The sequence below is a fragment of the Odoribacter sp. AF15-53 genome (assembly GCF_003479425.1).
Taxonomy (GTDB): Bacteria; Bacteroidota; Bacteroidia; order Bacteroidales; family Marinifilaceae; genus Butyricimonas.
The window spans coordinates 93,430-116,734 of sequence record NZ_QUHC01000003.1; the positions used below are offsets into that span (position 1 = coordinate 93,430).

The 23,305-nt window shown below is 45.6% G+C and carries 19 protein-coding genes; 14 read left to right on the forward strand and 5 right to left on the reverse strand.

Features of this window, described 5'->3' with window-relative positions; translation table 11 throughout:
* Positions 1 to 51: 51 nt before the first annotated feature.
* Both DWW52_RS08540 and DWW52_RS08545 read left to right on the forward strand, forming a co-directional pair.
* Entirely contained in the window at positions 52 to 477 is a 426-nt protein-coding gene (locus DWW52_RS08540) for an SPOR domain-containing protein (protein ID WP_118715073.1), read from the forward strand.
* Positions 478 to 488: 11 nt separating this feature from the next.
* Entirely contained in the window at positions 489 to 986 is a 498-nt protein-coding gene (locus DWW52_RS08545) for an SPOR domain-containing protein (RefSeq protein ID WP_118715074.1), read from the forward strand.
* Here the strand turns inward: DWW52_RS08545 and DWW52_RS08550 are convergent.
* The 4 genes from DWW52_RS08550 to hemW form a co-directional block, all read right to left on the reverse strand.
* Positions 983 to 1,582 (reverse strand): PAP2 family protein, encoded by a 600-nt coding sequence (locus DWW52_RS08550; RefSeq protein ID WP_233556787.1) that lies wholly within the window; start codon positions 1,580 to 1,582, stop codon positions 983 to 985. The genes DWW52_RS08545 and DWW52_RS08550 overlap by 4 nt on opposite strands.
* Positions 1,583 to 1,600: 18 nt before the next feature.
* Positions 1,601 to 3,091 (reverse strand): RNA polymerase factor sigma-54, encoded by a 1,491-nt coding sequence (gene rpoN / locus DWW52_RS08555; RefSeq protein ID WP_118715075.1) that lies wholly within the window; start codon positions 3,089 to 3,091, stop codon positions 1,601 to 1,603.
* A 30-nt stretch (positions 3,092 to 3,121) separates the two neighbouring features.
* Entirely contained in the window at positions 3,122 to 4,567 is a 1,446-nt protein-coding gene (gene asnS, locus DWW52_RS08560) for an asparagine--tRNA ligase (RefSeq protein WP_199691974.1), read from the reverse strand.
* A 166-nt stretch (positions 4,568 to 4,733) separates the two neighbouring features.
* A complete protein-coding gene (hemW, locus tag DWW52_RS08565) occupies positions 4,734 to 5,861 on the reverse strand; it encodes a radical SAM family heme chaperone HemW (RefSeq protein WP_118715077.1) in 1,128 nt (375 codons plus the stop codon).
* A gap of 116 nt (positions 5,862 to 5,977) precedes the next feature.
* On the opposite strand from hemW, the gene DWW52_RS08570 reads away from it, so the two are divergent.
* The 7 genes from DWW52_RS08570 (at position 5,978) to DWW52_RS08600 (ending at position 13,042) form a co-directional block, all read left to right on the forward strand.
* Positions 5,978 to 8,215, forward strand: a complete 2,238-nt coding sequence (locus DWW52_RS08570) for a TonB-dependent receptor domain-containing protein (RefSeq protein ID WP_118715078.1) — start codon at positions 5,978 to 5,980, stop codon at positions 8,213 to 8,215.
* A 4-nt stretch (positions 8,216 to 8,219) separates the two neighbouring features.
* Positions 8,220 to 9,026 (forward strand): DUF4249 family protein, encoded by an 807-nt coding sequence (locus DWW52_RS08575; RefSeq protein WP_118715079.1) that lies wholly within the window; start codon positions 8,220 to 8,222, stop codon positions 9,024 to 9,026.
* A 649-nt stretch (positions 9,027 to 9,675) separates the two neighbouring features.
* The gene (gene rplM, locus DWW52_RS08580) at positions 9,676 to 10,131 is read left to right on the forward strand and encodes a 50S ribosomal protein L13 (protein ID WP_118715080.1); all 456 of its coding nucleotides are present in this window, start codon (positions 9,676 to 9,678) and stop codon (positions 10,129 to 10,131) included.
* 6 nt (positions 10,132 to 10,137) lie between these two features.
* Positions 10,138 to 10,524 (forward strand): 30S ribosomal protein S9, encoded by a 387-nt coding sequence (rpsI, locus tag DWW52_RS08585; RefSeq protein WP_118715081.1) that lies wholly within the window; start codon positions 10,138 to 10,140, stop codon positions 10,522 to 10,524.
* A gap of 93 nt (positions 10,525 to 10,617) precedes the next feature.
* Positions 10,618 to 11,403 carry a 30S ribosomal protein S2 gene (rpsB, locus tag DWW52_RS08590; RefSeq protein WP_118715082.1) on the forward strand — a complete coding sequence of 262 codons (786 nt, stop codon included), beginning with the start codon at positions 10,618 to 10,620 and terminating at the stop codon, positions 11,401 to 11,403.
* 82 nt (positions 11,404 to 11,485) lie between these two features.
* Positions 11,486 to 12,304: a translation elongation factor Ts gene (gene tsf, locus DWW52_RS08595; protein ID WP_118715083.1), complete on the forward strand. Its 819-nt coding sequence runs from the start codon at positions 11,486 to 11,488 to the stop codon at positions 12,302 to 12,304.
* Between the two features lie 78 nt (positions 12,305 to 12,382).
* Entirely contained in the window at positions 12,383 to 13,042 is a 660-nt protein-coding gene (locus tag DWW52_RS08600; protein WP_118715084.1) for an HAD family hydrolase, read from the forward strand.
* A gap of 21 nt (positions 13,043 to 13,063) precedes the next feature.
* On the opposite strand, the gene DWW52_RS08605 is transcribed toward DWW52_RS08600, so the two are convergent.
* Positions 13,064 to 14,701, reverse strand: coding sequence for a glycosyltransferase family 39 protein (locus tag DWW52_RS08605; protein ID WP_118715085.1), 1,638 nt, complete (start codon positions 14,699 to 14,701; stop codon positions 13,064 to 13,066).
* A 181-nt stretch (positions 14,702 to 14,882) separates the two neighbouring features.
* Between DWW52_RS08605 and DWW52_RS08610 the strand changes: the two genes are divergently transcribed.
* The 5 genes from DWW52_RS08610 (at position 14,883) to DWW52_RS08630 (ending at position 23,300) form a co-directional block, all read left to right on the forward strand.
* Entirely contained in the window at positions 14,883 to 16,457 is a 1,575-nt protein-coding gene (locus DWW52_RS08610; protein ID WP_233556788.1) for a glycosyltransferase family 39 protein, read from the forward strand.
* Between the two features lie 79 nt (positions 16,458 to 16,536).
* Positions 16,537 to 17,115, forward strand: a complete 579-nt coding sequence (locus tag DWW52_RS08615) for an RNA polymerase sigma factor (protein WP_118715087.1) — start codon at positions 16,537 to 16,539, stop codon at positions 17,113 to 17,115.
* A 70-nt stretch (positions 17,116 to 17,185) separates the two neighbouring features.
* The gene (locus DWW52_RS08620) at positions 17,186 to 18,301 is read left to right on the forward strand and encodes a FecR family protein (protein WP_118715088.1); all 1,116 of its coding nucleotides are present in this window, start codon (positions 17,186 to 17,188) and stop codon (positions 18,299 to 18,301) included.
* A gap of 36 nt (positions 18,302 to 18,337) precedes the next feature.
* Entirely contained in the window at positions 18,338 to 21,817 is a 3,480-nt protein-coding gene (locus DWW52_RS08625) for a SusC/RagA family TonB-linked outer membrane protein (protein ID WP_118715089.1), read from the forward strand.
* A gap of 10 nt (positions 21,818 to 21,827) precedes the next feature.
* Complete coding sequence (locus DWW52_RS08630; RefSeq protein ID WP_118715090.1) at positions 21,828 to 23,300, forward strand: RagB/SusD family nutrient uptake outer membrane protein; 1,473 nt, start codon at positions 21,828 to 21,830, stop codon at positions 23,298 to 23,300.
* Positions 23,301 to 23,305: the final 5 nt, after the last annotated feature.

The window sequence follows — 23,305 nt, forward strand, 5'->3', positions numbered from 1 at the left end:
ACAATAAATTTGTTTGTATCTTGGCGTGATTAACCAAAAACGCTATCAAACATGAAAACAATTCTATTTTTCACACTTGCTATTCTAGCCGTCTCGTTTTCAGGATGCCAAAACAGCAAAACAAAAAATACCGACACAAAAAAAGAAACGGTTGTAAAAGTAGAAGCCCAAGCCACCCCGGCGAAGGACACGACTCAAACGCCCAAAGCGACTCTTCATATCGTTGATCCCGTGATAAAAGAGGCCCCCGAATATTTTCTTATAGGCGGTTGTTTCAGAATCAAGGATAACGCTGATCGCATGCACGAAACTCTTCATAAAGAAGGCTATGCTAACGCCTTAATCATGCCCTACTGCAAGGACCTTTACCTCGTGGCTTACGACGGGTACAAAACTCATGAAGAAGCCGTAAGCGCCGTGAGAAAAATACACAAGGTTCCCGGCAAAGAAGAAACTTGGATATACCAACTAAAATAAACGGAAACACCATGAGACTCATTTTGTTCCTGTCACTCGTCACGCTGTCGGTGCTGGTCGGCTGCCAGCGTGATAAGATGAATTCCAAAGACTTGACCACCGTCAACGTGAAAAGAAGCCTCCCGGCCTCTCTTCCGGAAACAGGTACGCTCCCCGAAACCAAGGAACAACCGTCGGTACAAGCCCCCGAAGCGACACGAACCTTAACCAAGGATACCCCTACTTCCCAACCCGAAACCACGAAGAAACAGAACACGGAACAAAACATCAAAAAAACAACTACCCGAAGCTACCACATCATCGTGGCCAGTCACCCCCGGGAAGAACTGGCACAAAAGGACGTGGCCCAATTGAAAGCCAAAGGCTACACGAATGCCCAAATCATCACCAAGGACGGGCGTTACCGCGTCAGTATCGCCAACAACACTGACAAACAAGAAGCCACGAAACAACGGAACGAGCTAGCCGAACAACTCGGGCAAAGCGATATATGGATCATGCTTTATTAATATAGAATACACACCACGGCGGTAGCCCCGTAGATATACCCGACATAAACCTGTGCGGGAGTATGCCGTTTCAGATACAGACGGGAAGAAGCCAGGATTCCGGAAGCCAGAATCAGAATTGGCAACAAATTAATCACTTCTCCCAAATATTTCATCCCCAAGATAAACACGAACCCGCACAAGGCCCCGATCGCCGTCATGTGCATGCTAATCTTCCAGCGGATCGTCACGATCATAAAACCGGAAAGCATAATCACCATGATCAGGTAAAACTGTCGCACGATATTGGAATAAGGCAAGTTCCGGGAAAAATAAAAAACGATAAACGCCCCCACGATCGTTGCCAACACGGGGAACACCCGATCCTGCTTGTGCATCAAGCGATAGTTCTCGATCAACCCCAACCACTTTAGCAATGGCAAACAGACCAGCGGGGTCAACGTCACCCCCAGCAAGGTCAACAGATAAGACATATTCTGTGTATAAGCTGGAACATACGAGAAAATCGTTCCGGAATTGAAGGTGATAAACAACACGTACAAAGGCAATAACAACGGATGAAACAAGATTGACACGGCAAAAGCGAGCACTTTCATATTTTTCAATTATAGCAATTAAACTTCCCGACGCAACCGGGCTACCGGGATATCCAACAACTGGCGATATTTTGCTATCGTTCTCCGGGCAATCTGATATCCTTTTTTATTCATTAATTCCACCAACTCGTCATCCGTGAATGGCTTGCGCTTATCTTCTCCATCCACGATATCCTTCAACACGTTCTTCAACTCGCCGGTGCTAACCTCCTCTCCACTATTGGTTGGCATACTCCCCGAAAAGAATTGCTTCAAAGAATAAATCCCGAACCATGTCTGTATATATTTTGAATTGGAAACTCTCGATATCGTGGAAACATCTAATCCGGTGATATCTGCTATATCCCGGAGAATCATCGGTTTCAACTTACTCTCGTCCCCTGTCTGGAAAAACGGCTTCTGGAACTGCACAATCGCCGTCATCGTCAGCATCAACGTGTTATTCCGTTGTTGCACCGCATCAATAAACGAACGGGCAGAACTCAACTTGTATTTCACGAAAGAAACCACCTCTTTCTTCTCCCTGGAATTTGAACTTTTCTGGTAATCTTCCAGCATATTGACATACGACTTGTTCAGCCTCAATTCGGGAATATCCCCCGTGTTCAAACTCAACTGTAACTCCCCGTCCACGATATCCAAGTTAAAATCCGGAATAATCTTCTCCGCCCCCGGAACCGAAGAATCGGAAATCTGTCCTCCCGGTTTGGGATTCAGTTTCAATATTTCGTCTATCGCATCCTTCAACTCCTCCTCCGAAATCTTCATCCGCTTGGAAATCTTCTCGTAATGCTTCTTCGAAAACTCCTCGAAATAATTCTCCAGTATCACGCGGGCATTCACCAATGCAGGCGCAGACGATTCCAGTAGCCGTCGTTTCACCTGCAACAACAGGCATTCCCGCAAATCCCTCGCTCCCACTCCTGCCGGTTCAAACCGTTGCACCACACGTAACAACGACTCGATTTTGTCGTCATCCACCTCCAAGCCGGCCCCGAATGCGAGATCATCCACAATATTCTCCACGTCCCGACGCAAATACCCGTCGTCATCAATATTCCCGATAATATACTCGCAAATCTTGCGATCTTGTTCACACAAATGCTGCGTACCCAACTGCTCCACCAGATTCTCCCGGAAAGAGATCCCCCCGGAAAGAATAAACTCCCGCGCATCATCATCTTTCGAAGCGTTCGAAGTCGTTAACTTATAATCCGGGATATCATCATCATCACTGATATAGTCGTCCAAAGAAAATTCATCATCCGAAGAACCGTAATCTTCCTCTTCTTGCGACGATTCATCATAATCGGTCTCCTCCCCGTCCTCCTTGATATCAACCTCCGGTTCCACCTTCTCCTCACCCTCTTCCAGAAGCGGGTTAGACTCCAATTCCTCCTTGATACGCTGTTCAAGTTGGTACGTGGGAAGCTCAAGCAGCTTTATCAGCTGAATTTGCAGCGGGTTAATCTTTAACCCCAATTTCTGTTGTAGATTCTGCTTGAGCATCCTTCCTAATTTACCTTATTGAATACTATTTTAAAATTCCGCATTCTTCGGTGCCCGCGGGAACGGTATCACGTCGCGGATATTCCCCATTCCGGTCACGAACAACAATAAACGCTCGAATCCCAACCCGAAACCGCTATGCACGGCGGAACCAAAACGTCTCGTATCCAAATACCACGACATAGAAGAAACCGGAATACCGACTTCCTGCATACGGGTCACCAGTTTATCGTAATCCTCCTCACGCTGCGATCCCCCGATAATCTCCCCGATCTGCGGGAAAAGCACGTCCATAGCCGCCACGGTCTTCCCGTCCGGATTCTGTTTCATATAAAAAGCCTTGATTTCCTTCGGGTACCCCGTCAAAATCACCGGTTTCTTAAAATGCTTCTCTACCAGGAATCGCTCGTGCTCACTCTGCAAATCGACACCCCAACCCGTCACCGGATACTGGAACTTGCCGTTCTTGTTCTGCTTGCTGTTCTTCAATATCTCGATCGCCTCCGTGTAGGTTACCTTTTCGAAATCATGGTTCAACACGAATTGCAATTTCTCTATCAACTCCATGGAACGCTCATCCGCCTTCTTATCCTTCTCTTCCTCCTGCAAACGCTTGCTCAGGAATAGCAGATCATCCATGCAATGTTCCAACGCATAACGGATCAAGTATTTCAAGAAATCTTCAGCCAAATCCATGTTATCCTCCAAATCGTTGAACGCCACTTCCGGCTCGATCATCCAGAACTCCGACAAATGTCGTGTCGTGTTCGAATTCTCAGCCCGGAACGTCGGTCCGAACGTGTAAATACGTCCCAAGGACATCGCCCCCAACTCTCCTTCCAACTGACCGCTCACCGTTAAGTTCGTGGCCTTACCGAAAAAATCCTGTCTGAAATCAACACTCCCGTCTTCCAACAAAGGCGGGTTCTTCGGATCAAGCGTCGTCACCCGGAACATTTCACCCGCTCCCTCACAATCGGAAGCCGTGATCAACGGCGTGTGCAAGTAATAAAAACCGTGATCGTTAAAATACTGGTGAATAGCAAAAGCCATGGCGTGACGAATACGGAAAACAGCACCGAAAATATTCGTGCGGAACCTCAAGTGTGCCACCTCGCGTAAAAATTCCAAGCTATGCTTCTTCGGTTGAATCGGATATTTCTCCGGATCAGCTTCTCCCAGCACGATCACCTCGCTAGCTTGAATCTCGTGAGCCTGACCACTCCCGGCACTCTCCACGAGTAAGCCCTTCACGTGAATAGCCGCTCCCGTGGTAACCTTCTTCATCACCTCCTCGGCAACCTTCTCCATATCAACCACCACCTGTATATTATTGATCGTAGAGCCGTCATTCAACGCGATAAAATTCACCTGTTTATTACCGCGTTTGGTTCTTACCCAACCTTTAACCTCAACCTCTTTACCGCAATCTCCTGATTGCAACAATTCTTTGACTGACATTCTACTCGTTTTCATCTGAAAAACATTTAAATATTAAACTTACAACCGCAAAAATAGTATTTTTTCCACTACAGTACAGTCAAATATATCAAAAAATAACACTTCCTCTCTTAAACACCCTATAAAAAGACAATCTGTAACTTATAAACTTGCAACTAATAACTTTCAGAATAAATTGAATTCATTCCGAAACAACGAACAAATCACTCAAAATCGCGTCGGAAATGACCCACCCCGATTCGCTAATCCTGAATCTACCACGCTCTTCTAACAAATCCCCGCTTTTCAAATATTTCTGTAATTGTTCTTGAACCTGATTCCAGAAGACGGCATAATCTCCTTCTAACTTCTCTTTTTCCACTCCCCACATCGTCCGCAAATTCGTCATCACGTACTCATTGTATAAATCAACTATTGTTAGTTCCTCTTTTTCAAATGAAAGACTACCAGAATATAAACTATCTATATAAGTTTTCAAATTCGCCGTGTTCCATTGTCGTGAACTCAAATCATAAGAATGTGCCGAAGGCCCGAAACCGATATAAGGCTTCTGTTGCCAGTAAGAGGTATTATGCACGGAATACTTCCCGTCCCTCGCAAAATTAGATATCTCGTAATGTTCGAACCCCAATCCCTTCAACCGCTCGCATACCTGCTGGTATCGCTTGGCGATCACCTCCTCGTCCTCCAGCTTGAACTTTCCCTGCTTCACCATAAACTCAAAAACCGTATTTGAATCTATACTTAACATGTATACCGATAAATGTGATACAGGCAAGCGACTAGCCACATCGACATCCGCAAGCAACTCTTCCCCAATCTGTCCCGGTAAGCCGATCATCAGGTCCATGCTGATATTATCAAACCCCATACTTGCCGCCAGCGTAATCCCCTCCACGGCCTGCCGCCCCGAATGCGTCCGGTTAATCTGTTTCAATCGCTCATCCGAGAAAGATTGTACCCCGACACTCAACCTGTTAAAGCCCAATTCTTTTATACTCTCCAACTTTTCACGAGTCAGGTCTTCCGGATTCAACTCGATCGTACGCTCCGCCCCCGGCATGAAAGAATAATTCTCTTCCAACTTCCTCACGATCCGCTTCAAATCCTCCTGTTCCAGGTAAGACGGGGTTCCGCCCCCAAAATAAAGCGTACGCACGTTCCCTTCCGGTAAATAATCCCGGCGTGAATCAATCTCCCGCCCGATAGCTCCCAGGTACGCCTCCTTCAACTTCAACGAGGCAACCGAATAAAACCCGCAATAAAAACATTTACTACGGCAAAAAGGTACATGCACGTATATTCCCATAACTCGAATTCAATAGTTAATCCGCAAAATAACAACAATTATTCACATCATCCATAAGGCTTCAAGGGATTTGTTTATTACATTTGTGAAATTTCGGAATAACAACACGCGTGCCCATGGCTAAATTGGTTGCAATCATATTCTTATTCCTCTCAACATCCCTTGATGCCCAAACCGTCATCATGGGAAAAGTGATTGCCAACTCGGGCGACCCCGTCAGCGGTGTACACATCTATTGCATCGAGAATGAAAAAGGAGCCACGACCGACTCCCTAGGCTTCTTTCAACTGGAATGCATCATTCCTTCCACGTTGGAATTCACCCACATCAACTACAAAAAAGAGACTTACAAACTCACCAAAAGCGATGTACCTTTCGTCATCATTCTCCGGAACAAGCGAAACAACCTGAAAGAAGTCGTCGTGACCGCCCTCCCCGCTAGCGGCCGGGTGCTTTCGTCGATAAAAGGAATTGAACGCATTCCCGCGATACTCGGGGAACAAGACGTGTTGAAATACCTCGCCACCATGCCCGGCATCGTGACCACCAACGCCCTCAACTCCGGCATTTACGTCCGCGGGGGAAACAGCAACGAGAACGGGTTCCTCATCAACAACATGCCCATCGCTTACCCGGATCACCTCTCGGGAATCCTCTCAACCTTCGACCCCTACATCCTGGGCAACTCAACCTTATACAAAAGCGGCTTCCCCGCCCGTTACAACAGTTTTCTATCCTCTTACATCAACATGCGCCCCGAACCGGGTAACAAAAACAAACACGAAGGCGAGCTAACTGTCGGGCTTGTCTCGTCCGCACTGAAAGCCAAGGGCCCGATTATCAAAAATCACACGTCATTTGCCGTATCCGCCCGGACCTCTTACCTGCAACATATCTCCAAGCTATACAACCGTTCCATGGATGACAAAAAAAATCCTAACTACATGCCGGAGTACTCGTTCAGTGATATCACCGCAACCATTGATTCACGTCTTTCCGACAAATGGAAAGCCACCGCGTTCGGATTATTCTCTCTTGACCACATGAAAATGAAGATCAGCGAACACGTGCAATACATCTTCGACTGGCACACCTTTTCCGGCAACATAAACACCACCTATACCCCCAACTCTAACGAACAATGGAATTTCCAGTTCGGCGGGAAAAACACGTACAGCGAGGGCGATGCCTTCGGAAGTGTCCCCATGGGAGGAGGCAACCGCCAGTACGCCTTGCTCGCGCAAACATCCTACAATCGAAGATTCTCGGATAAATTAAACCTGAACACCGGTGCCAAATTCGAATACTCTCGTTTCGAGACCGCCAACAAAAGCGATCCCAACCAGAACCTTTTAATAAAAAGCTCCGATAAAGATTTTAATTTATATGAATTATATCTGGATATAAACTACCAGTTAAATCAAAACTTGATGCTTAACATCGGGGGCAATTACCAATATTACTCGGGAGATACCCGCAAACACACCTTCTCCCCGCGGGCAAAAATCAGTTACTCGATAAACAAATTCACCCTGTGGGCGGATTACGCCAAAACAGTTCAATACCTGAGCCTGTACCCTTACTTCACGGTGAAAACCCCGATCGACATCTGGTACCCGCTAGCCAAGGGGACCAAGCCCGCCATCTGTCATCAATATTCCATCGGTGTCAACCAGGAGATCGGACAACTGCTATCCTTTTACGCGGGAATATTTTACAAGGACATGCGCAACGTGAAAGACTTCGCCTCGGATATCCAGACCGAATACTCCGCCCTGACTAACGATCTCATTCAAGGCAAAGGCCATGCCAAGGGACTGGAGTTCGACCTCACGCTCAATCACCACGCCCTCTACATGCGGGCCAATTACACACTTTCCGAATCCAAGCGCCAGTTCGCAGAAATCAACAACGGAAAAGCATTTTATCCCCCTTACGACGTGAAGCATAACGTGGTGATAAATTTCTCGTACCAAATTTCCCCCCGGTTCCTACTGAACACTCTTTGGACATTCTCCTCCGGAGTCTACACCACCTTCCCCAAAGGAATGGTCGTGGCCCAGAACATCACGGAATTCAACGACAACAGTCCCATATTGATTCCCGTGTACACCGATCGCTACAATTATAAATTACCGGACAATCACCGACTGGATGCCAGCCTCGATTACAAATTCGGAGGCAAGAAACTCTTGTTCAAATTCAGCGTCGGGGCATACAACGTTTACAACAAATCGAACCCGTCTTTCGTTTATTTTCAAGCAGAAAGCACCGACAACCAGACCAAAATCATCCCGAAATCAAAGGTCATGCTACCCTTTATCCCGTATGTTTCACTCCGTATAAACTGGTAAATACATGAAAAAAGGAATTTTAGCCCTCGCATTCGTTTCATTCCTCTCCTGCATGCCGGAAGAGGAGCTTCCCATGAAAGACATGGGAGATATTTCCGGTTATTTCATCGAGTGTTACTGCAAACCGGGAGAGTTCTACACCTTGAACGCAGCCAAAATCTCCCCGATCAGCGAAATTATCGACCTAGATACCCCGGTAGAGCTAGATGTTTCCATAAAAGCCGACACCGTTATCAAACTGCAAGCAACCCCAACCCCCACGTTCCTCGGTAATTTCAGGCACGACACGAAATTCAACCAATACGGCCTAGACTCGCTCTACCTGAGCATCTACACGCCCCAAAACGAGCACATCACCGCCAAAACAGCCATACCGGACAACGTGACCATTTCTTCACACGTTGTTTCCAAAGCGACCAATTCGGTCACCATCAACTTCTCCACCTCCCGCAATCCCGTGCAAAATTACTATATATATAGCGTACAGGCTAGAAAAAACGGGTCCGGCGATAACAACTTACTCAAAAAAGAAACCGTCTACCTCGATTTATCACACAACACCGGGGGTGTTACCATCGAGAAAACGATCAGATGCCAGGAAATTGAAAAAGCCGAAGCCATAGTGATCCTTCTTCTACGCATCACCGAAGAGTGTTATAATTACCAGATTTCTCTCTACGAGGCCAACAGCGCCAACCAGGGAAGCATCACATCCCCCGTCCCCTTGGTCGGGAATATTCAGGGCGCATTGGGAATATTCACCTGTTACACGGAAGACTACCGGTACGTTCTCCGGAACGATTTCGAATAAACCCCGCCCATGTTCAACTTCACGTCAACATTTTGTCCTGCCGGGAACCCATTCATGAATCCCGGCAACAATCTCACACCCATGCAAAGACAGAGTATTCTCAAAGCGATGACCGCTTAGAAGCCATAACTAATTTCATTTGAATTTCATATCAATACCATCTAGAACGCTATTTGAACGCTATATTTAAAATAGCGTTCTTATAACTTAGTAACAATGCAATGAAAGTTTTATATATGGAAGTCATATGAAGTTGAAATAGAGATAATCAAAAATTAGTCATTGCCATTTCTAAAGAAAATCACTGTCAAGTATCTAAAAATAGACCCCGGTGCACGATCATTTACTTGAAATCCGGTCATGCTTGAATATAATCATTCACCAACATATTGAAACAGAAGATGCCAAGTGAAATCTTTTCGCAGAAAGTTTTGGAGTTCACGTATTTTTGTGTAATTTTGCCCCTCATTTTGGAGTGGAGTACTCGCTAAATTGTGAAGAATACCTTAGCCATGCTCTTTACAATGCACCTGTACCCGTTGAAAATAAAAAACAGTTTGCCCGATAAACCTCGTATTTTCAACCCGACAGTATGCAAGGGTCCCCACGAAGAAATACAAACAGAAGTTTAATATTTAATTAAAAAAAAGTGGATCAGATTAGTTACAAAACAACTTTCGTCAACAAAGCCACCGCACAGAAAGAATGGGTTTTGATTGACGCAGAAAATCAAGTTGTGGGACGTCTTGCCGCAAAAGTTGCGAAACTGTTAAGAGGCAAGTACAAACCCAGTTACACTCCCCACGTGGATTGTGGAGACAATGTAATCATCATCAACGTAGAGAAAGTTATCTTCACCGGTAACAAATTAACAGACAAACAGTACCGCAGACACACCCAGTATCCTGGAGGACAACGGATTTCTACTCCGGCCCAGGAAATGGCAAGATTCCCCGAAAGAGTTCTTGAGCACGCGGTCAGAGGAATGCTTCCCAAAAGTCGCCTTGGAAGAGCTGTATTCAAAAACATGCACTTGTTCGTAGGATCAGAGCACAACCACGAATCACAGCAACCGAAAGTAATTGATATAAATACACTTAAATAACAAGGTATGGAAGTAGTAAATGCAGTAGGTAGAAGAAAAGCAGCGGTAGCCCGCGTTTATCTTAACGAAGGAAAAGGCAATATTACGATCAACAAAAAAAGCCTGGAAGAATATTTTACGTTGCCTACCCTCCAGTATATCGTGAAACAACCGCTTGAATTGTTAGGCGTGTTGGGACAATACGACATCAAGGTAAACCTTGTTGGTGGAGGATTCAACGGACAAGCTGAAGCTTTACGTTTAGGAATTGCCAGAGCGTTAGTGAAAATCAATGCCGAGGACAAATCAAAATTAAGAGCAGCAGGGTTCATGACTAGAGACCCGCGCGAAGTTGAGCGTAAAAAACCGGGACAACCTGGTGCTCGTAAGAGATTCCAGTTCTCTAAACGTTAATCAGAGTTTAGTATCTAAATTGGCGGGACTTCTGTCAAGAACTACCCGGCGATTGATCAAATTTAAGAATGTAAACTTTAAAGAAGACACAAAATGTCAAATACAAATTTCGACGAATTATTAAATGCAGGTTGTCACTTTGGACACCTTACCCGTAAATGGAATCCCAAAATGGCTCCGTATATCTTTATGGAGCGTAATGATATCCACATTATTGACCTGAACAAAACCGCTATCATGTTGGACAAGGCAAGTGCAGCCTTAAAACAAATAGCAAAATCAGGTAGAAGAATTCTGTTTGTTGCAACAAAGAAACAGGCTAAGGACATTGTTGCTGAAAAAATTTCTAACATAAACATGCCGTTCGTGACTGAAAGATGGCCGGGTGGTATGTTAACCAACTTCCCGACAATCCGTAAAGCCGTGAAAAAAATGACCACCATCGACAAGATGGAAAAAGACGGTACTTTCTCTCACCTTTCAAAACGGGAAAAACTTCAAATCTCTCGTCAAAGAGCAAAATTGGAAAAGAACTTGGGTAGCATCGCTGACCTGACTCGTCTTCCGGCAGCTCTTTTCGTGGTTGACGTGATGAAGGAGTACATCGCTGTAAAAGAAGCTAACACGCTGGGAATTCCGGTATTCGCTATCGTGGATACGAACTCTAGCCCGGACGGGATCGATTTCGTAATCCCGGCTAACGATGACGCTTCAACTTCAATCTCTTTAATTATCGACAAAGTAGCCGGAGCCATCAAAGAAGGTTTGAGCGAAAGAAAAGCAGAGAGAGAGAAAGAAGGCGACAAAAAAGTAGCAGAAAAAGCTGAAGCTCAAGACGAAGTAGCAGCAGAGGTTGAAGAAACCGCTTCTGAAGAATAGAGTTATTTTAGATTTTAAATTTCAGATTTTAGATGGAACGATCTAACTTCTGAAATTGAATTAACATGGAGATTTAAAGAAAATGGAAATAAAAGCAGCAGACGTGATGAAGTTGCGTAAAGCAACAAACGCCGGAATGATGGACTGCAAACATGCATTACAAGAAGCCGAGGGAGATTTCGACAAAGCCGTTGATATCATCCGCAAAAGAGGTCTTATTGTTGCAAGCAAACGTGCAGACAGAGAAGCAAAAGAAGGTTGCGTTTTAGCTAAAACCGACGGAAAGAACGCAGTGATGGTTTCCCTGAACTGCGAAACTGACTTCGTGGCTAAAAACGAAGGATTCATTGGTTTCACGACCAAGATTCTCGAAGCCGCTTTAGCTAACATGCCTGCTACTACCGAAGATTTGTTGGCTATCCAACTGGAAGGTAGAAGCATCGCTGACCAAATTTCAGAACAAACCGGTGTTATCGGGGAGAAATTGGAATTAAGCTACTACGGTAGTATTAAAGCCGAGGATTGCGTTGTTTACATCCACCCGGGAAACATGTTGGCAACTGTTGTTGGTTTCAACAAAGCCGCTGACGCCCAAGTGAAGAAGAACATCGCCATGCAAGTTGCAGCCATGGCTCCTATCGCCGTGGATAAAGACGGAATTCCTCAAAACGTTATCGATCACGAATTCGAGATCGGTCGCGAGAAAGCCCGTGAAGAAGGTAAACCGGAAAACATGCTGGAGAAAATCGCTCAAGGTCGCTTGAACAAATTCTTCCAGGAGTCAACCTTGTTGAACCAAACTTACGAGCAAGACAACAAGATGACCGTGAAAGAGTACTTGAAAAGTGCAGATAAAGATTTGACCGTTACAGCTTTCTTACGTTACACGTTGAACGCTTAACAAAAGAAAATCTTTGAAATACAAAAACAGGCTTAGCAATAGGCCTGTTTTTTTATCCACCCTCAACAGCAATCCCAGATGAAGAACGGAAAAGAATACAAGTACATCCTGCTGGATCTCGACGGAACACTGACCGATTCCATGGAGGGAATCACGAAATCTATCCGTTACGCCTTAAAACATTTCGATATTGAAGTGTGCGATTTGAATGATCTTCGGAAATTTGTCGGTCCCCCTCTGAAGGAATCTTTCATGCATTTCTATCATTTCACGGAAACCCAGGCCGAGGAAGGAATTCGCAAATACCGGGAACGTTTCGCGGATAAAGGAATATACGAAAACACCGTATACGAGGGAGTCGAAACGCTATTGCAACAATTGAACGAGGCCGGTAAACAAGTGATGCTGGCAACAGGGAAACCCACTTATTACGCCGAAAAGATCCTGAATTATTTCCACCTGGACGCTTATTTCAAGTTTGTCGGAGGGAGTGGTCTCGACGGTTCGTTATCGCACAAAGACGAGGTTATCCGTCACGTGCTGGAAAGTAACGATATCCGTGATTTAAACCGGGTTGTCATGATCGGGGACCGGGAAAACGACATCACGGGAGCCAAGCGAACAGGGATCGACAGCATCGGTGTTCTTTACGGGTACGGGGACCGGGAAGAGCTAACCTCTGCCGGAGCCGACCGGATCGTGACCTCGGTGGAAGAGTTATCACGGGTATTATTATAATCGAATACCCGCGATCATTCTTTATTTTTTCTCTAGTATCGTCACGTAACGCACGAATTTGGAGGAATAATGTTTTTTATCGGATTTCGGACGATTGTTGTTATCAAACACATCTATAAAATGCAGGTTCACCTTTTCCTGTATGGTCGCGGGCAATACTTCAGCCGCGGGCTTTTCGGAAACCAGCACGATGGGAAGAGAGTCCAGAATCGTGGTATCTTTCTCTATATCCCAAGGCAAGATGCGACGTCCAGCCTTGTAAACCAATTCAATGCGCAATCCTTCTTTTTCCGGGTAATAGAATGGTAGGTGCTGTAATTCCTTTATATCGCGGACAGCTTTTATACTCTTGATCTCGGTATTATTAAATATGTTCGCGACTTTAGACATCAACAAGGTTTCCACGAGGATCAACAGGAAGACAACGCCCGTGAATACTTTCATGGAGCGCATCCTCACCCCTCCCGTGAAAATCGAATAGGCTGTCGCAAGGAACAGAATCGAGACAATGATAAGAAGGGTTAGGCTGACCTGCTCTTTCGTGTAAAACAAGAGATACACGGCAACAGGCATTCCTAAAGCAATCAGGGCCGGAAGGAACGCGTTGATCCGGAACATGACACGATCGCCAGTCGTGAGCGTCTTTTCTTTCGTGGCGGTAAATATATAAACCACGTAATGCGCAACGACCATGGCCGCGGGAATTAACAACGGTAGCAGGTAACGGGTCTTTTTCTCCGGGAAAAGGGAAAGTAACACGAGTGTGACCACGGTCCATAAAACGGCCAGCGTGTATTCTTTACGCAGGGTGATTTTATTTTTCAACCACGGCCAGCATAATCCCGTCAGAAGGAATAACGACCAGATTCCCGATTCGGCAAAGAACAACCAGTAGTAATACCAGGGACGAACGTTTCTCTCAATCCATGCCGTTGATTCTTTCGCCAACACGAACATGGCCGTATCCCGGTGGAACATGTACAAGTAAAGCGGCCACCAGAAGCTGATGACAACGAACAGCAATAACATGACCACGATCGGCCCCCCTTTCCGCTTGAAGGAAGGACGGTATACCCAAAAATAAGAGATCAGGAAAGGGAATAACAAGGCATAGAAAGAAACCGGACCTTTCCCAAGGAAAGACAAGCCCAGGAATATTCCCGCCCATATAAAATTACCCCAACCTGTTCGCATGCTGGATACTCCCTTGTAAAAGAAAAATATCGCTCCCAGCATGAAACTGTGACAATATATATCCCACGTCGCCACCCGTCCTGCCATGATGACATTAAAACTGGTAGCGAGTACCAGAGCGGAAAGTAATCCCAAAAGCCGGTTACCGCTCAGGGACGAGGCAAAGAAATAAAGGAAAAATGCCATTAAAGTTGCCATGACCCCGGCAGCCGCACGCTGTAAAGAGATGTTATCTGGGGCCAGATATTCAATTCCGGCGGCTACCCAAGTGGGAAGAGGTGGTTTTTCCAAACGCAATTCACCGTTCATCGTCGGGACTAACCAATTATCATATTCGATCATTTCATGGGCCGTGACCAAGTTACGGGACTCCATAATATCCTCATAAACAGAACTGTTATTCACGAAAAAAGCGAACCAGCAGACAACAAGAATGAATAGATAATGTATGTAGTTTTTATGCATAATCTTATGAATTACACTTTTAGATTAAGGTGCAAATTTATAATAATAAAACTATTTTCAGCGGCATATCGTTCAAATAATGAAAGAAGAATTATTTTCTTAAAACGTAACAAAGGAGTAACATTTTTGGTATACTTTTTGGATATTTTATTAGCACAGAGGACTTGACGTATTCATTATCATGAAAGTAGAACGATATTTGATATTATTTATCCTGGTGATTCCCGTGTTGATCTTAAGGGATTTCACTCCAAATAATGAACTGAAGTACCTGAGTATCGTGGACGAGGCGTTACGAGACGGGCATTTTTTCACGTTTTATAATCAAGGGGAGATTTACGCGGACAAACCACCCTTGTATTTCTGGTTGCTCATGTTCAGCAAATGGATCTGGGGAGAATATAGCATGTTCGGACTTTCGCTATTCTCGATTATCCCGGCCCTGGTTTCCATTTACGTCATGAACAAATGGGTAGAGGCGGAAACTGGGGCTTCCACCCGGTGGACAGCCTCGTTAATGCTTTTCACCAGCGCTCTTTTTATCGGTTCCGGACTGGTTTTACGCATGGATATGCTGATGTGTATGTTTATCCTGCTCGCCCTTTACACGTTTTACAAGCGATATTCGGGTAAAGGACGCCCGATAGATCGGTTCTTGTTGCCGTTTTATGTCTTTATGGCCATATTTTCCAAAGGGCCTGTCGGGATTGTCGTTCCCTTGATTTCAATGATCGTTTTTTTAATGGTGAAAAAAGAGATTCGCCATTTCGGTCATTATTTCGGTTGGCGGGAATGGGGTATTTTATCGGGTTTTTGCATCGTGTGGTTTTCCTGCATCTACCTAGAAGGCGGAAGCGCCTACCTCAACAACCTTCTCTTCCACCAGACGATTAACCGGGCGATCGATTCTTTCGATCATAAAAAAGCTTTCTGGTATTACGGGGTTACTTTCTGGTACGCTGTCGCTCCCTGGTCACTCCTGTACATCACGACCCTGGTTATCGCTATAAAAAAGAAATTACTATCGACGGACAAGGAGAAGTTTTTCCTTTCGATCATCGGATCGACTTTCGTGGTTCTTTCCATATTCAGCGCAAAACTCGATATCTATATGTTGCCTGTATTCCCGTTCTGCACGTACCTGACGATTCTATTATTGCCCAAGGAGAAGGAGAAATGGGTTTCTTTTACCCTGTATATCCCAATCGTCGCTCTCACGATTGCCCCGGCTGCCCTGTTTTTCATCGAGCGCAAACCGGGGATACCGGATTCACCGTTTATCTATATCGCCGTAGCCCTGTTGTTCATGTTCAGCTTAACGGCCTGCTGGTTGCTATACCGAAAACAGATGTACAAGGCGATCAATTGCACTGCGCTAGGTATTCTCGCCACCCTGTTCACGGGAGCTTTCGCCTTACCACAGGTCAACCCGTACATCGGTCTTACAACCGCAGCCGAGAAGGCACAAGACATTTGTGAACAAGAGGAGATCGATCACTATTATTATTACAGGTTCCGCAGCGGGGAAAACATGGACGTGTTCCTGCACGAAGAACCCGTGAAAATCACGAACGAAGATTCTTTGCTCAATATATACCAAAAGGGTGATTGCATGATTTTCCTAAAAGAAAAGGACGTGATGCGCTCCCAAACACTTCAAGAACGCTTGAAAAAGATCCATCACGAAAAAATCGGGAACTATTACCTGGTACATCCTCCTTTGCCCGTGCAATATAGTGAAACCTCTTTACCCTAGTCGATCAATCCGCCCGAGAGTTTATCTCATATCTTGAGATCGAATCGACAAGTACCACATTTTTACGTATATTTGTGGCATGGTAACAATCAAGGATGTAAAATTAATTAAATCTTTTAATGCCGGTGATCCTATGGCTTTCAAGGTCATTTTCGATCACTATTACAAGATTTTGTGTTCTTATACCTACCATTTTATACAGACTCCTTACGCGGTTGATGATATCGTGCAGGATCTCTTCGTTACCTTGTGGGATAAACGCGAGAGTTTCGATTGCATTGAAAAGATCAGTTCTTTCCTTTTCGTTTCTGCCCGGAACGCCTGTTTAAATTACTCAAAACATGAACAGATGAAGGCGAAGAAACTAAAAGAATTTGTCGCCCAAACAGATGAAGCGGTGTATGACGATTATATTATCACGGCCGAATTCGACCAGAAGTTAAACCATTGGTTAAGTTCCCTCCCCTCAGAATGCAGAAAAGTCGTCGATATGGCAATTGCCGGAATGAAGAACGACGAAATCGCACAAGCCTTGAATATCTCGGTCAACACGGTAAAAAATCAAAAAGTCAAAGGTTTCAAGATATTAAAGGAACTCTATAAGGATGAATATCTTACAATTCTATTTTACGTTTTCATGTCTATCGCATCAAAATAATTCATCAAAAAAATAAGCTTCACGTAGTACGACCCGAGGGTTTGATTGTTATACTGTAAAATAGATAAACATGACACCTAAAGATCGAGAACATATCGCCCATTTAATTTTTCTCGCTTACACGGGACAGGCAACTCCCGAACAGCAAGAAGATTTATCCCGTTGGCTGGAACAGAAGCGGCATAATCTTGAATTGTATCATACAATCGTAGATAACAACCGAATCCAATCGGAACAAGAGGCTTTTGCCTTGTTCAATCAACAAGAGGCGTGGGCAAAAATATCCCGGAAGACGTACCGGAAACAAAGAACGTTATACACACGGATCGCACGTTATGTAGCCACGTTGATTCTATTGATCTGTGCCAGCGTGTATTTCCTGAACACGGAACAACCGGAAGAGAAGATTACAACCGCAGCGCTATACCTGGAACCCATGTCACCCAAGGCTATCTTGCGAAACGAGCAGGATATGCAGATGTCTCTCCCCGGCGAACGTTACTCGGTAAAAGACAGTATCAAGTTAAAAGAACAACTTGAAGCATCGGAGGTTTTGCAGATCTACGTGCCAAAAGGCGGGGAGTTTGAGTTGGTGCTGGATGACGGAACTCATGTTTGGATGAATTCGGAAACCGAATTAATATTCCCCCGAACTTTCACGGGAAACGAACGACGGGTAGAATTAGTCTCCGGGGAAGCTTATTTTGACGTTTCGAAAGACAAGGCAAGACCTTTTATCGTGCATAATAAAAACTTGGATTTAACCGTGTTGGGTACACGATTCAATATCCAGAGTTATGCCGACGAGCAGGAGATCGTGACGACCCTGGTGGAAGGAGCCGTACGACTTTCATCAAATAAGGCTGTCCTGCGCCCCGGCGAGCAAGCAGTTTATGACAAAACGACCGGAACAACTCAAATTGAAACCGTGGACACGGAACTTTTCACCGCATGGAGACACGGGCGACTGGTATTTAAATCCGCCCGGCTGGAATCAGTTCTCAAACAACTGTCTCGCTGGTACGATGTAACTTTCGTGTACGAGGAGGAAGAAGTGAAGGACTGGGTGTTCTCCGGCAACATGAAAAAATACGAGAATGGCAACGTTATCCTGGGCATATTGAAAGCCACGGGCAAGGTAAATTTTGTTCAACAAGATTCGGTCATATATGTAAAACGACAATAGAAAATATCGACTTTATTTCATTAAAAACCAATAACTATGAAGAAGAATTCATTAATCCCAAAACCGGGGTTCAGGCTTTTTTGCCCTCACCCGAAAGTGTTCGTGAAGCTATTCGCCCTTATTGTCTTCATGACATTTTATATTCACTCCTACGGATTAGGGCAAAATAAAAAAATGGATGTTCATTTCAATAACGTTTCGATTGATTACGTGATCGAATATCTGGAGGCGGCAACGGACTACACGTTCGTGTATAATGACACGGACAAAGAAGGAGTCAAAGTTTCCGTATCGCTGAAAGACGCAGACATAATCACCATTTTGGACGCCGTGTTCAAAGATACTCCCCTCGCCTACCAGATCAAGGAAGAGCGGATCGTCGTATTGAGACGCAAAAATATCCCGACAAAGACAGAACAGGAAAAGCAACTCGTGGTAAAAGGACGGGTGATTTCAGAAAAGGAAAAAGAACCTATCATCGGGGCCACGGTCGTGCTGGAAGGAACAACACTGGGTGTTGCCACGGATATGGACGGAAACTTTTCGTTGAACGTTCCAAAAGAAGCGAAAACCCTGGTCATCAGCAGTATCGGTTACGCAAGATTCCAACTGATATTAACCCCAGAGGTGTTTGAAAAGATGAATGTCATCCAGCTCAAAGATAGCGTGAGTTTCGTGGATGAAGTGGTTATCGTTGGATACGGTACAACCAAGGTAAAAGACGCAACAGGAGCCGTTTCCCGGTTAGGCGAAAAAGAAATCGCCATGTCGCCAGCCGGGGCTTCGATTCAAAGCATGTTGCAGGGACGGGCTCCCGGCGTGAACGTCATGATTCAATCAGCCTCCCCTACCTCTCCGGTAAACGTTGTCATCCGGGGTGTATCCACGCTGACCGGTAACACACAACCTCTATGGGTTATCGACGGGGTACCCGACTACTCGCAAAGTTCAACGGGAGACGTAACCAACGCCCTGTTTAATCTGAACTTGTCGGATGTCGAAAGCATTGACATCTTGAAAGACGTTTCGGCTACCGCCATTTACGGTTCCCGGGCAGCCAACGGGGTCATCATCGTGACCACAAAAAGGGGAAAACAGGGGATGCAACCCACGGTTGAACTCTCCCTTCGTTCCGGAATCCAAACAATCAATTCCAACAAACTCGATGCTTTGAACGCCTCTGAATACAAGCGATTCGTGGAAACCGTAGGCCGCCAGTCTATCGAGATCGCCGGATTCGATTACAATACGCGCTTTTTCTTTGACGAAACGAAATTCAATCAACTGAACACGAGCCAATGGGACGGCAGCATGTTGCAACTGCGCTCGGACGCCTTCATGGACGGGGATACCGACTGGTGGGACGAGATGACACAGAATGCCACGACAACACAATGCGACATTTCCGTACGAGGCGGTACCGCAAACACGAATTACTTTATTTCTTTCGGGTACAATGACCAGAAAGGAGTGGTAAAAGGAGGAAGAAGTAAATTGTACACCGGACGTCTGAACTTGGAGACGTTGATCGGCAAACAATTGAAACTAGGTGTAAACCTCTCCGGTTCATCCCGAAAAACGAATAACAAGGATAACCTGATTGACAACATCATCCGGTTCCGTCCGGATTTCCCCGCCTACAATGAAGACGGGAGCCTGAACCTGGTAACAACAAGTACCGTTATCGAGAACCCTCACCTGACGTTAGCCAACCGAAACGACGGACGGGGATTGACATTCTCGTCTTCCGCATTCTTGGAATGGACGATCCTGGACGGCTTGAAATTCAAATCCACCGGGACGGTCAACTACACGAACTCCAAAACGGACGTGTTCTCAAAGAAAGGAACGAGAGGATATTCCATAGCCTACAACACCCGTAGCCTGGGGAATAGCGAATATAACACTTACGTGTGGGATAACACGTTGACCTGGATGAAGGATTTCGGGAAACACAACCTAGTTGCCGTGGTCGGGCAGTCGATTGAAAAATATAAATCCAATTACCTCTCCGGTGGGGCCGACGATTTCCCAGACGAGGAGGTACTAATCAACTTGGGTAGCGGGGCCGATTCGTGGTCTGACAGTGACGAAGCCGGAAACACGCTGGTATCAGCTATCGCCCGTATAAACTATAAATATAACAACCGTTATCTGGCAACCTTTACTTTCCGTACCGACGGTTCTTCCAAATTCGGACCGGATAAACGCTGGGGATATTTCCCTTCCGGAGCCCTAGCCTGGGTGATCTCAGAGGAAGAGTTTATGGCCCCGTTGAAAACCTATATTCCTTACCTGAAATTACGAGCTTCTATCGGGAAGATCGGTTCTCAAAATCTAGGTAATTATGACTACATATCTCTCATGGGGTCAGCCACGTATGACGGAGAACCGGGAACAAAACCCACTTCTTTGGGCAACCCGGTTCTGCAATGGGAAGAAACCACATCCATTGATGTCGGTCTTGATTTCGGCTTATTCAGCGAACGTCTTCGGGGAACGATCGGTTATTACAACAAACAAATCAATAACTTGATATATAACGGTTCTGTTCCCGCAAACTCCTCGTACACTACTGTGAACCAGAACGTGGGTACGATAGCCAACACCGGATGGGAGGTTGACATGCGGGGTGATGTGATCCGTACCGACAAACTCAATTTCGAAATCGGCTTCAACATTGCCACTAATACCGGGAAGGTGAAGAAATTGGACGGTGTCGTGAAAGAATTGAAAATGCCTTATTATTACGAGTATGTTCGTCTGGTCGAGGGTGGACACATCGGGGACTGGTACGGGTATAAATATGCCGGACGACTGTTCAGAACACAGGAAGAGATTATCGCCCTGAGACCGACATCTGCAACTACCGGAGCTCAGGAGAATTATTTCGGCAGTTACGACTCTCCCGGGGACATGTACCTTATCGATCAAGATGGGGACGGGAAGATCACGGCAAAGGATAAAGTGAAGCTAGGGAATTTCAACCCGAAATTCTTCGGAGGATTCAACCTCTCCCTCAGTTGGAAAAACCTGTATGCAACAGCCGTATTCACTTATTCTTACGGGGCAAAAAGAATGTGGTATTATCAATATGAAAAAACTTCGGGAGTGGGGACTTACAACATGTATAACTCTATTTTCGACAGTTACAATTTCAAGGGTAGCGACGCCTTATTCCCCAGACTGGCTTACGCCGGAACGGTAGCCAATGCCTTGAGCGACCTGTATATACACGACGCTTCTTTCCTGCGGATGAACTCGTTAAATCTAAACTATCGCTTGCCGCAAAATTGGTTTACGGGAACTTTCGTGAATAATATTGAATTCTCGTTCTCGGCCTCCAACTTGTTCACGATTACCCAATACCCGGGCTTTGACCCGCAAGGAAACTTCGGCTCTAACCCGACATCGGCAACAGCCAATGACGTGATAACCGTGGCTCAAGGGGTTGATTACAGCACCTATCCTTCGGCAAGGACTTATAGCATTGGTATCAAGTTTACTTTCAAATAAATTCAGCACCATGAAAAGAATTCTATACATATTAATCTTAGGGTTCACGTTAGCCTCCTGTGATGATTTTCTCACGGAAGAACCCGCACACAGTCAAACGCTGGATAATGCCGTCACGAACTATGACGGTGCTAAAAACGTGATCAACGGAATGTATGCCACCCTTACACTGGGAAGCGGGACTTCCGGAAGTGATTTCTTCGGCGGGGGCCTTTCATGTGCCCTGTCCACGCAAGCGGGAGTATCCCGGGCCGGAGGTACCAACTATTATTCGATGTCCTACAATTCGACGACCAACGCACTCGGAACTTTCTGGCAACAATGGTATGCCTGCGTGAATTCGGCTAACGCGGCAATTATCGCCATTTCGGCATTAGATGAAGGTAAATTCCCGGAAGCCAAGGAGAAAAGCCGGATGATCGCGGAAGCTCGTTGTTTCCGGGCATGGGTAAACGCCCATTTGTTGTGGTGTTTCGGACATTTCCGGACTGATGACGAATACGGAATACTGTACAAAGAGGAATTGAGCGATATGATCAACGTGTTTCGTAACCGCCTGAACGTGAAAGACAGTTATCAAAAGATTTTTGATGACCTGGATGCCGCAATCAAGGATTTAGGCAATTACACTACCTCTAAACGTTTATCCCGCCAACTGGCACAAGCGTTAAAAGTAAAATTACTGTTAAACCGGGGCTGGGAAGGTGACTACGCAAACGCACTTACCCTACTGAATGAAACGATCGCAGGTCTTCCGGCAGATTTCAAAATGGACCCGGATATGAAAAAAATGTACGACGACGCCTGGGATTCGAAAGAGGTTTTATGGGCTCGTTACTTGGAAGACGGTAGTGGACGGGCATACGCCGAATTCGCATACACACAGACCATCATCCAGACCGGAGATCTGCTGGTTGTCGGTCAGGAACCTTCTTCCCTTAAATCGTTCTACCCGGAATTCAATTCGTGGCTGGAGAATGATCCCCGTTACGACGTGACCATGGGCTGGGCCCGTCGCTTAAACGCCACCGGCCAACAGTATTTCTGCCCGACAAAAGTGGCCCGTGGAGGACGTGCCAACATGAACGATAAGTTTACCACGTATTATTTCCGTTACCCGGAATTATTGCTGATGCAAGCTGAATTAAGAGCCAGAACAGGAGCCACGATTACCGAAGCCCTGGCCCCGATCAACACGCTTCGGGATAACCGTACAAACCCGGTATTGCCCAAAATCCCGGAGCCCGCAACACGTGAGGAACTCATGGATATCATATTTAAAGAGTATTGCCTGGAATTATTCGTCGAAAACGGGAGTGAATGGTTTGCTTCCCTACGTTTCGAAAAAGCTGGCAAACCTTGGTTCTACACCTTGAAACCGGACCTGGCGGAAGTCAGTTCGGAGAAATATTGTTGGCCGATTCCTTCCGTGGAAACCAGCGTGAATAATCAGATAAAGCCAAACCCCGGTTTTGACAATTAAAAATT

Excerpts from the sequence above, each read along its gene's own strand:
- DWW52_RS08540 (WP_118715073.1), top strand. The coding sequence starts at position 52 with ATGAAAACAATTCTATTTTTCACACTTGCTATTCTAGCCGTCTCGTTT.
- DWW52_RS08545 (WP_118715074.1), top strand. The coding sequence starts at position 489 with ATGAGACTCATTTTGTTCCTGTCACTCGTCACGCTGTCGGTGCTGGTC.
- DWW52_RS08550 (WP_233556787.1), bottom strand. The coding sequence starts at position 1,582 with ATGAAAGTGCTCGCTTTTGCCGTGTCAATCTTGTTTCATCCGTTGTTA.
- rpoN (WP_118715075.1), bottom strand. The coding sequence starts at position 3,091 with ATGCTCAAGCAGAATCTACAACAGAAATTGGGGTTAAAGATTAACCCG.
- asnS (WP_199691974.1), bottom strand. The coding sequence starts at position 4,567 with ATGAAAACGAGTAGAATGTCAGTCAAAGAATTGTTGCAATCAGGAGAT.
- hemW (WP_118715077.1), bottom strand. The coding sequence starts at position 5,861 with ATGGGAATATACGTGCATGTACCTTTTTGCCGTAGTAAATGTTTTTAT.
- DWW52_RS08570 (WP_118715078.1), top strand. The coding sequence starts at position 5,978 with ATGGCTAAATTGGTTGCAATCATATTCTTATTCCTCTCAACATCCCTT.
- DWW52_RS08575 (WP_118715079.1), top strand. The coding sequence starts at position 8,220 with ATGAAAAAAGGAATTTTAGCCCTCGCATTCGTTTCATTCCTCTCCTGC.
- rpsI (WP_118715081.1), top strand. The coding sequence starts at position 10,138 with ATGGAAGTAGTAAATGCAGTAGGTAGAAGAAAAGCAGCGGTAGCCCGC.
- rpsB (WP_118715082.1), top strand. The coding sequence starts at position 10,618 with ATGTCAAATACAAATTTCGACGAATTATTAAATGCAGGTTGTCACTTT.
- tsf (WP_118715083.1), top strand. The coding sequence starts at position 11,486 with ATGGAAATAAAAGCAGCAGACGTGATGAAGTTGCGTAAAGCAACAAAC.
- DWW52_RS08600 (WP_118715084.1), top strand. The coding sequence starts at position 12,383 with ATGAAGAACGGAAAAGAATACAAGTACATCCTGCTGGATCTCGACGGA.
- DWW52_RS08605 (WP_118715085.1), bottom strand. The coding sequence starts at position 14,701 with ATGCATAAAAACTACATACATTATCTATTCATTCTTGTTGTCTGCTGG.
- DWW52_RS08610 (WP_233556788.1), top strand. The coding sequence starts at position 14,883 with ATGAAAGTAGAACGATATTTGATATTATTTATCCTGGTGATTCCCGTG.
- DWW52_RS08615 (WP_118715087.1), top strand. The coding sequence starts at position 16,537 with ATGGTAACAATCAAGGATGTAAAATTAATTAAATCTTTTAATGCCGGT.
- DWW52_RS08620 (WP_118715088.1), top strand. The coding sequence starts at position 17,186 with ATGACACCTAAAGATCGAGAACATATCGCCCATTTAATTTTTCTCGCT.
- DWW52_RS08625 (WP_118715089.1), top strand. The coding sequence starts at position 18,338 with ATGAAGAAGAATTCATTAATCCCAAAACCGGGGTTCAGGCTTTTTTGC.
- DWW52_RS08630 (WP_118715090.1), top strand. The coding sequence starts at position 21,828 with ATGAAAAGAATTCTATACATATTAATCTTAGGGTTCACGTTAGCCTCC.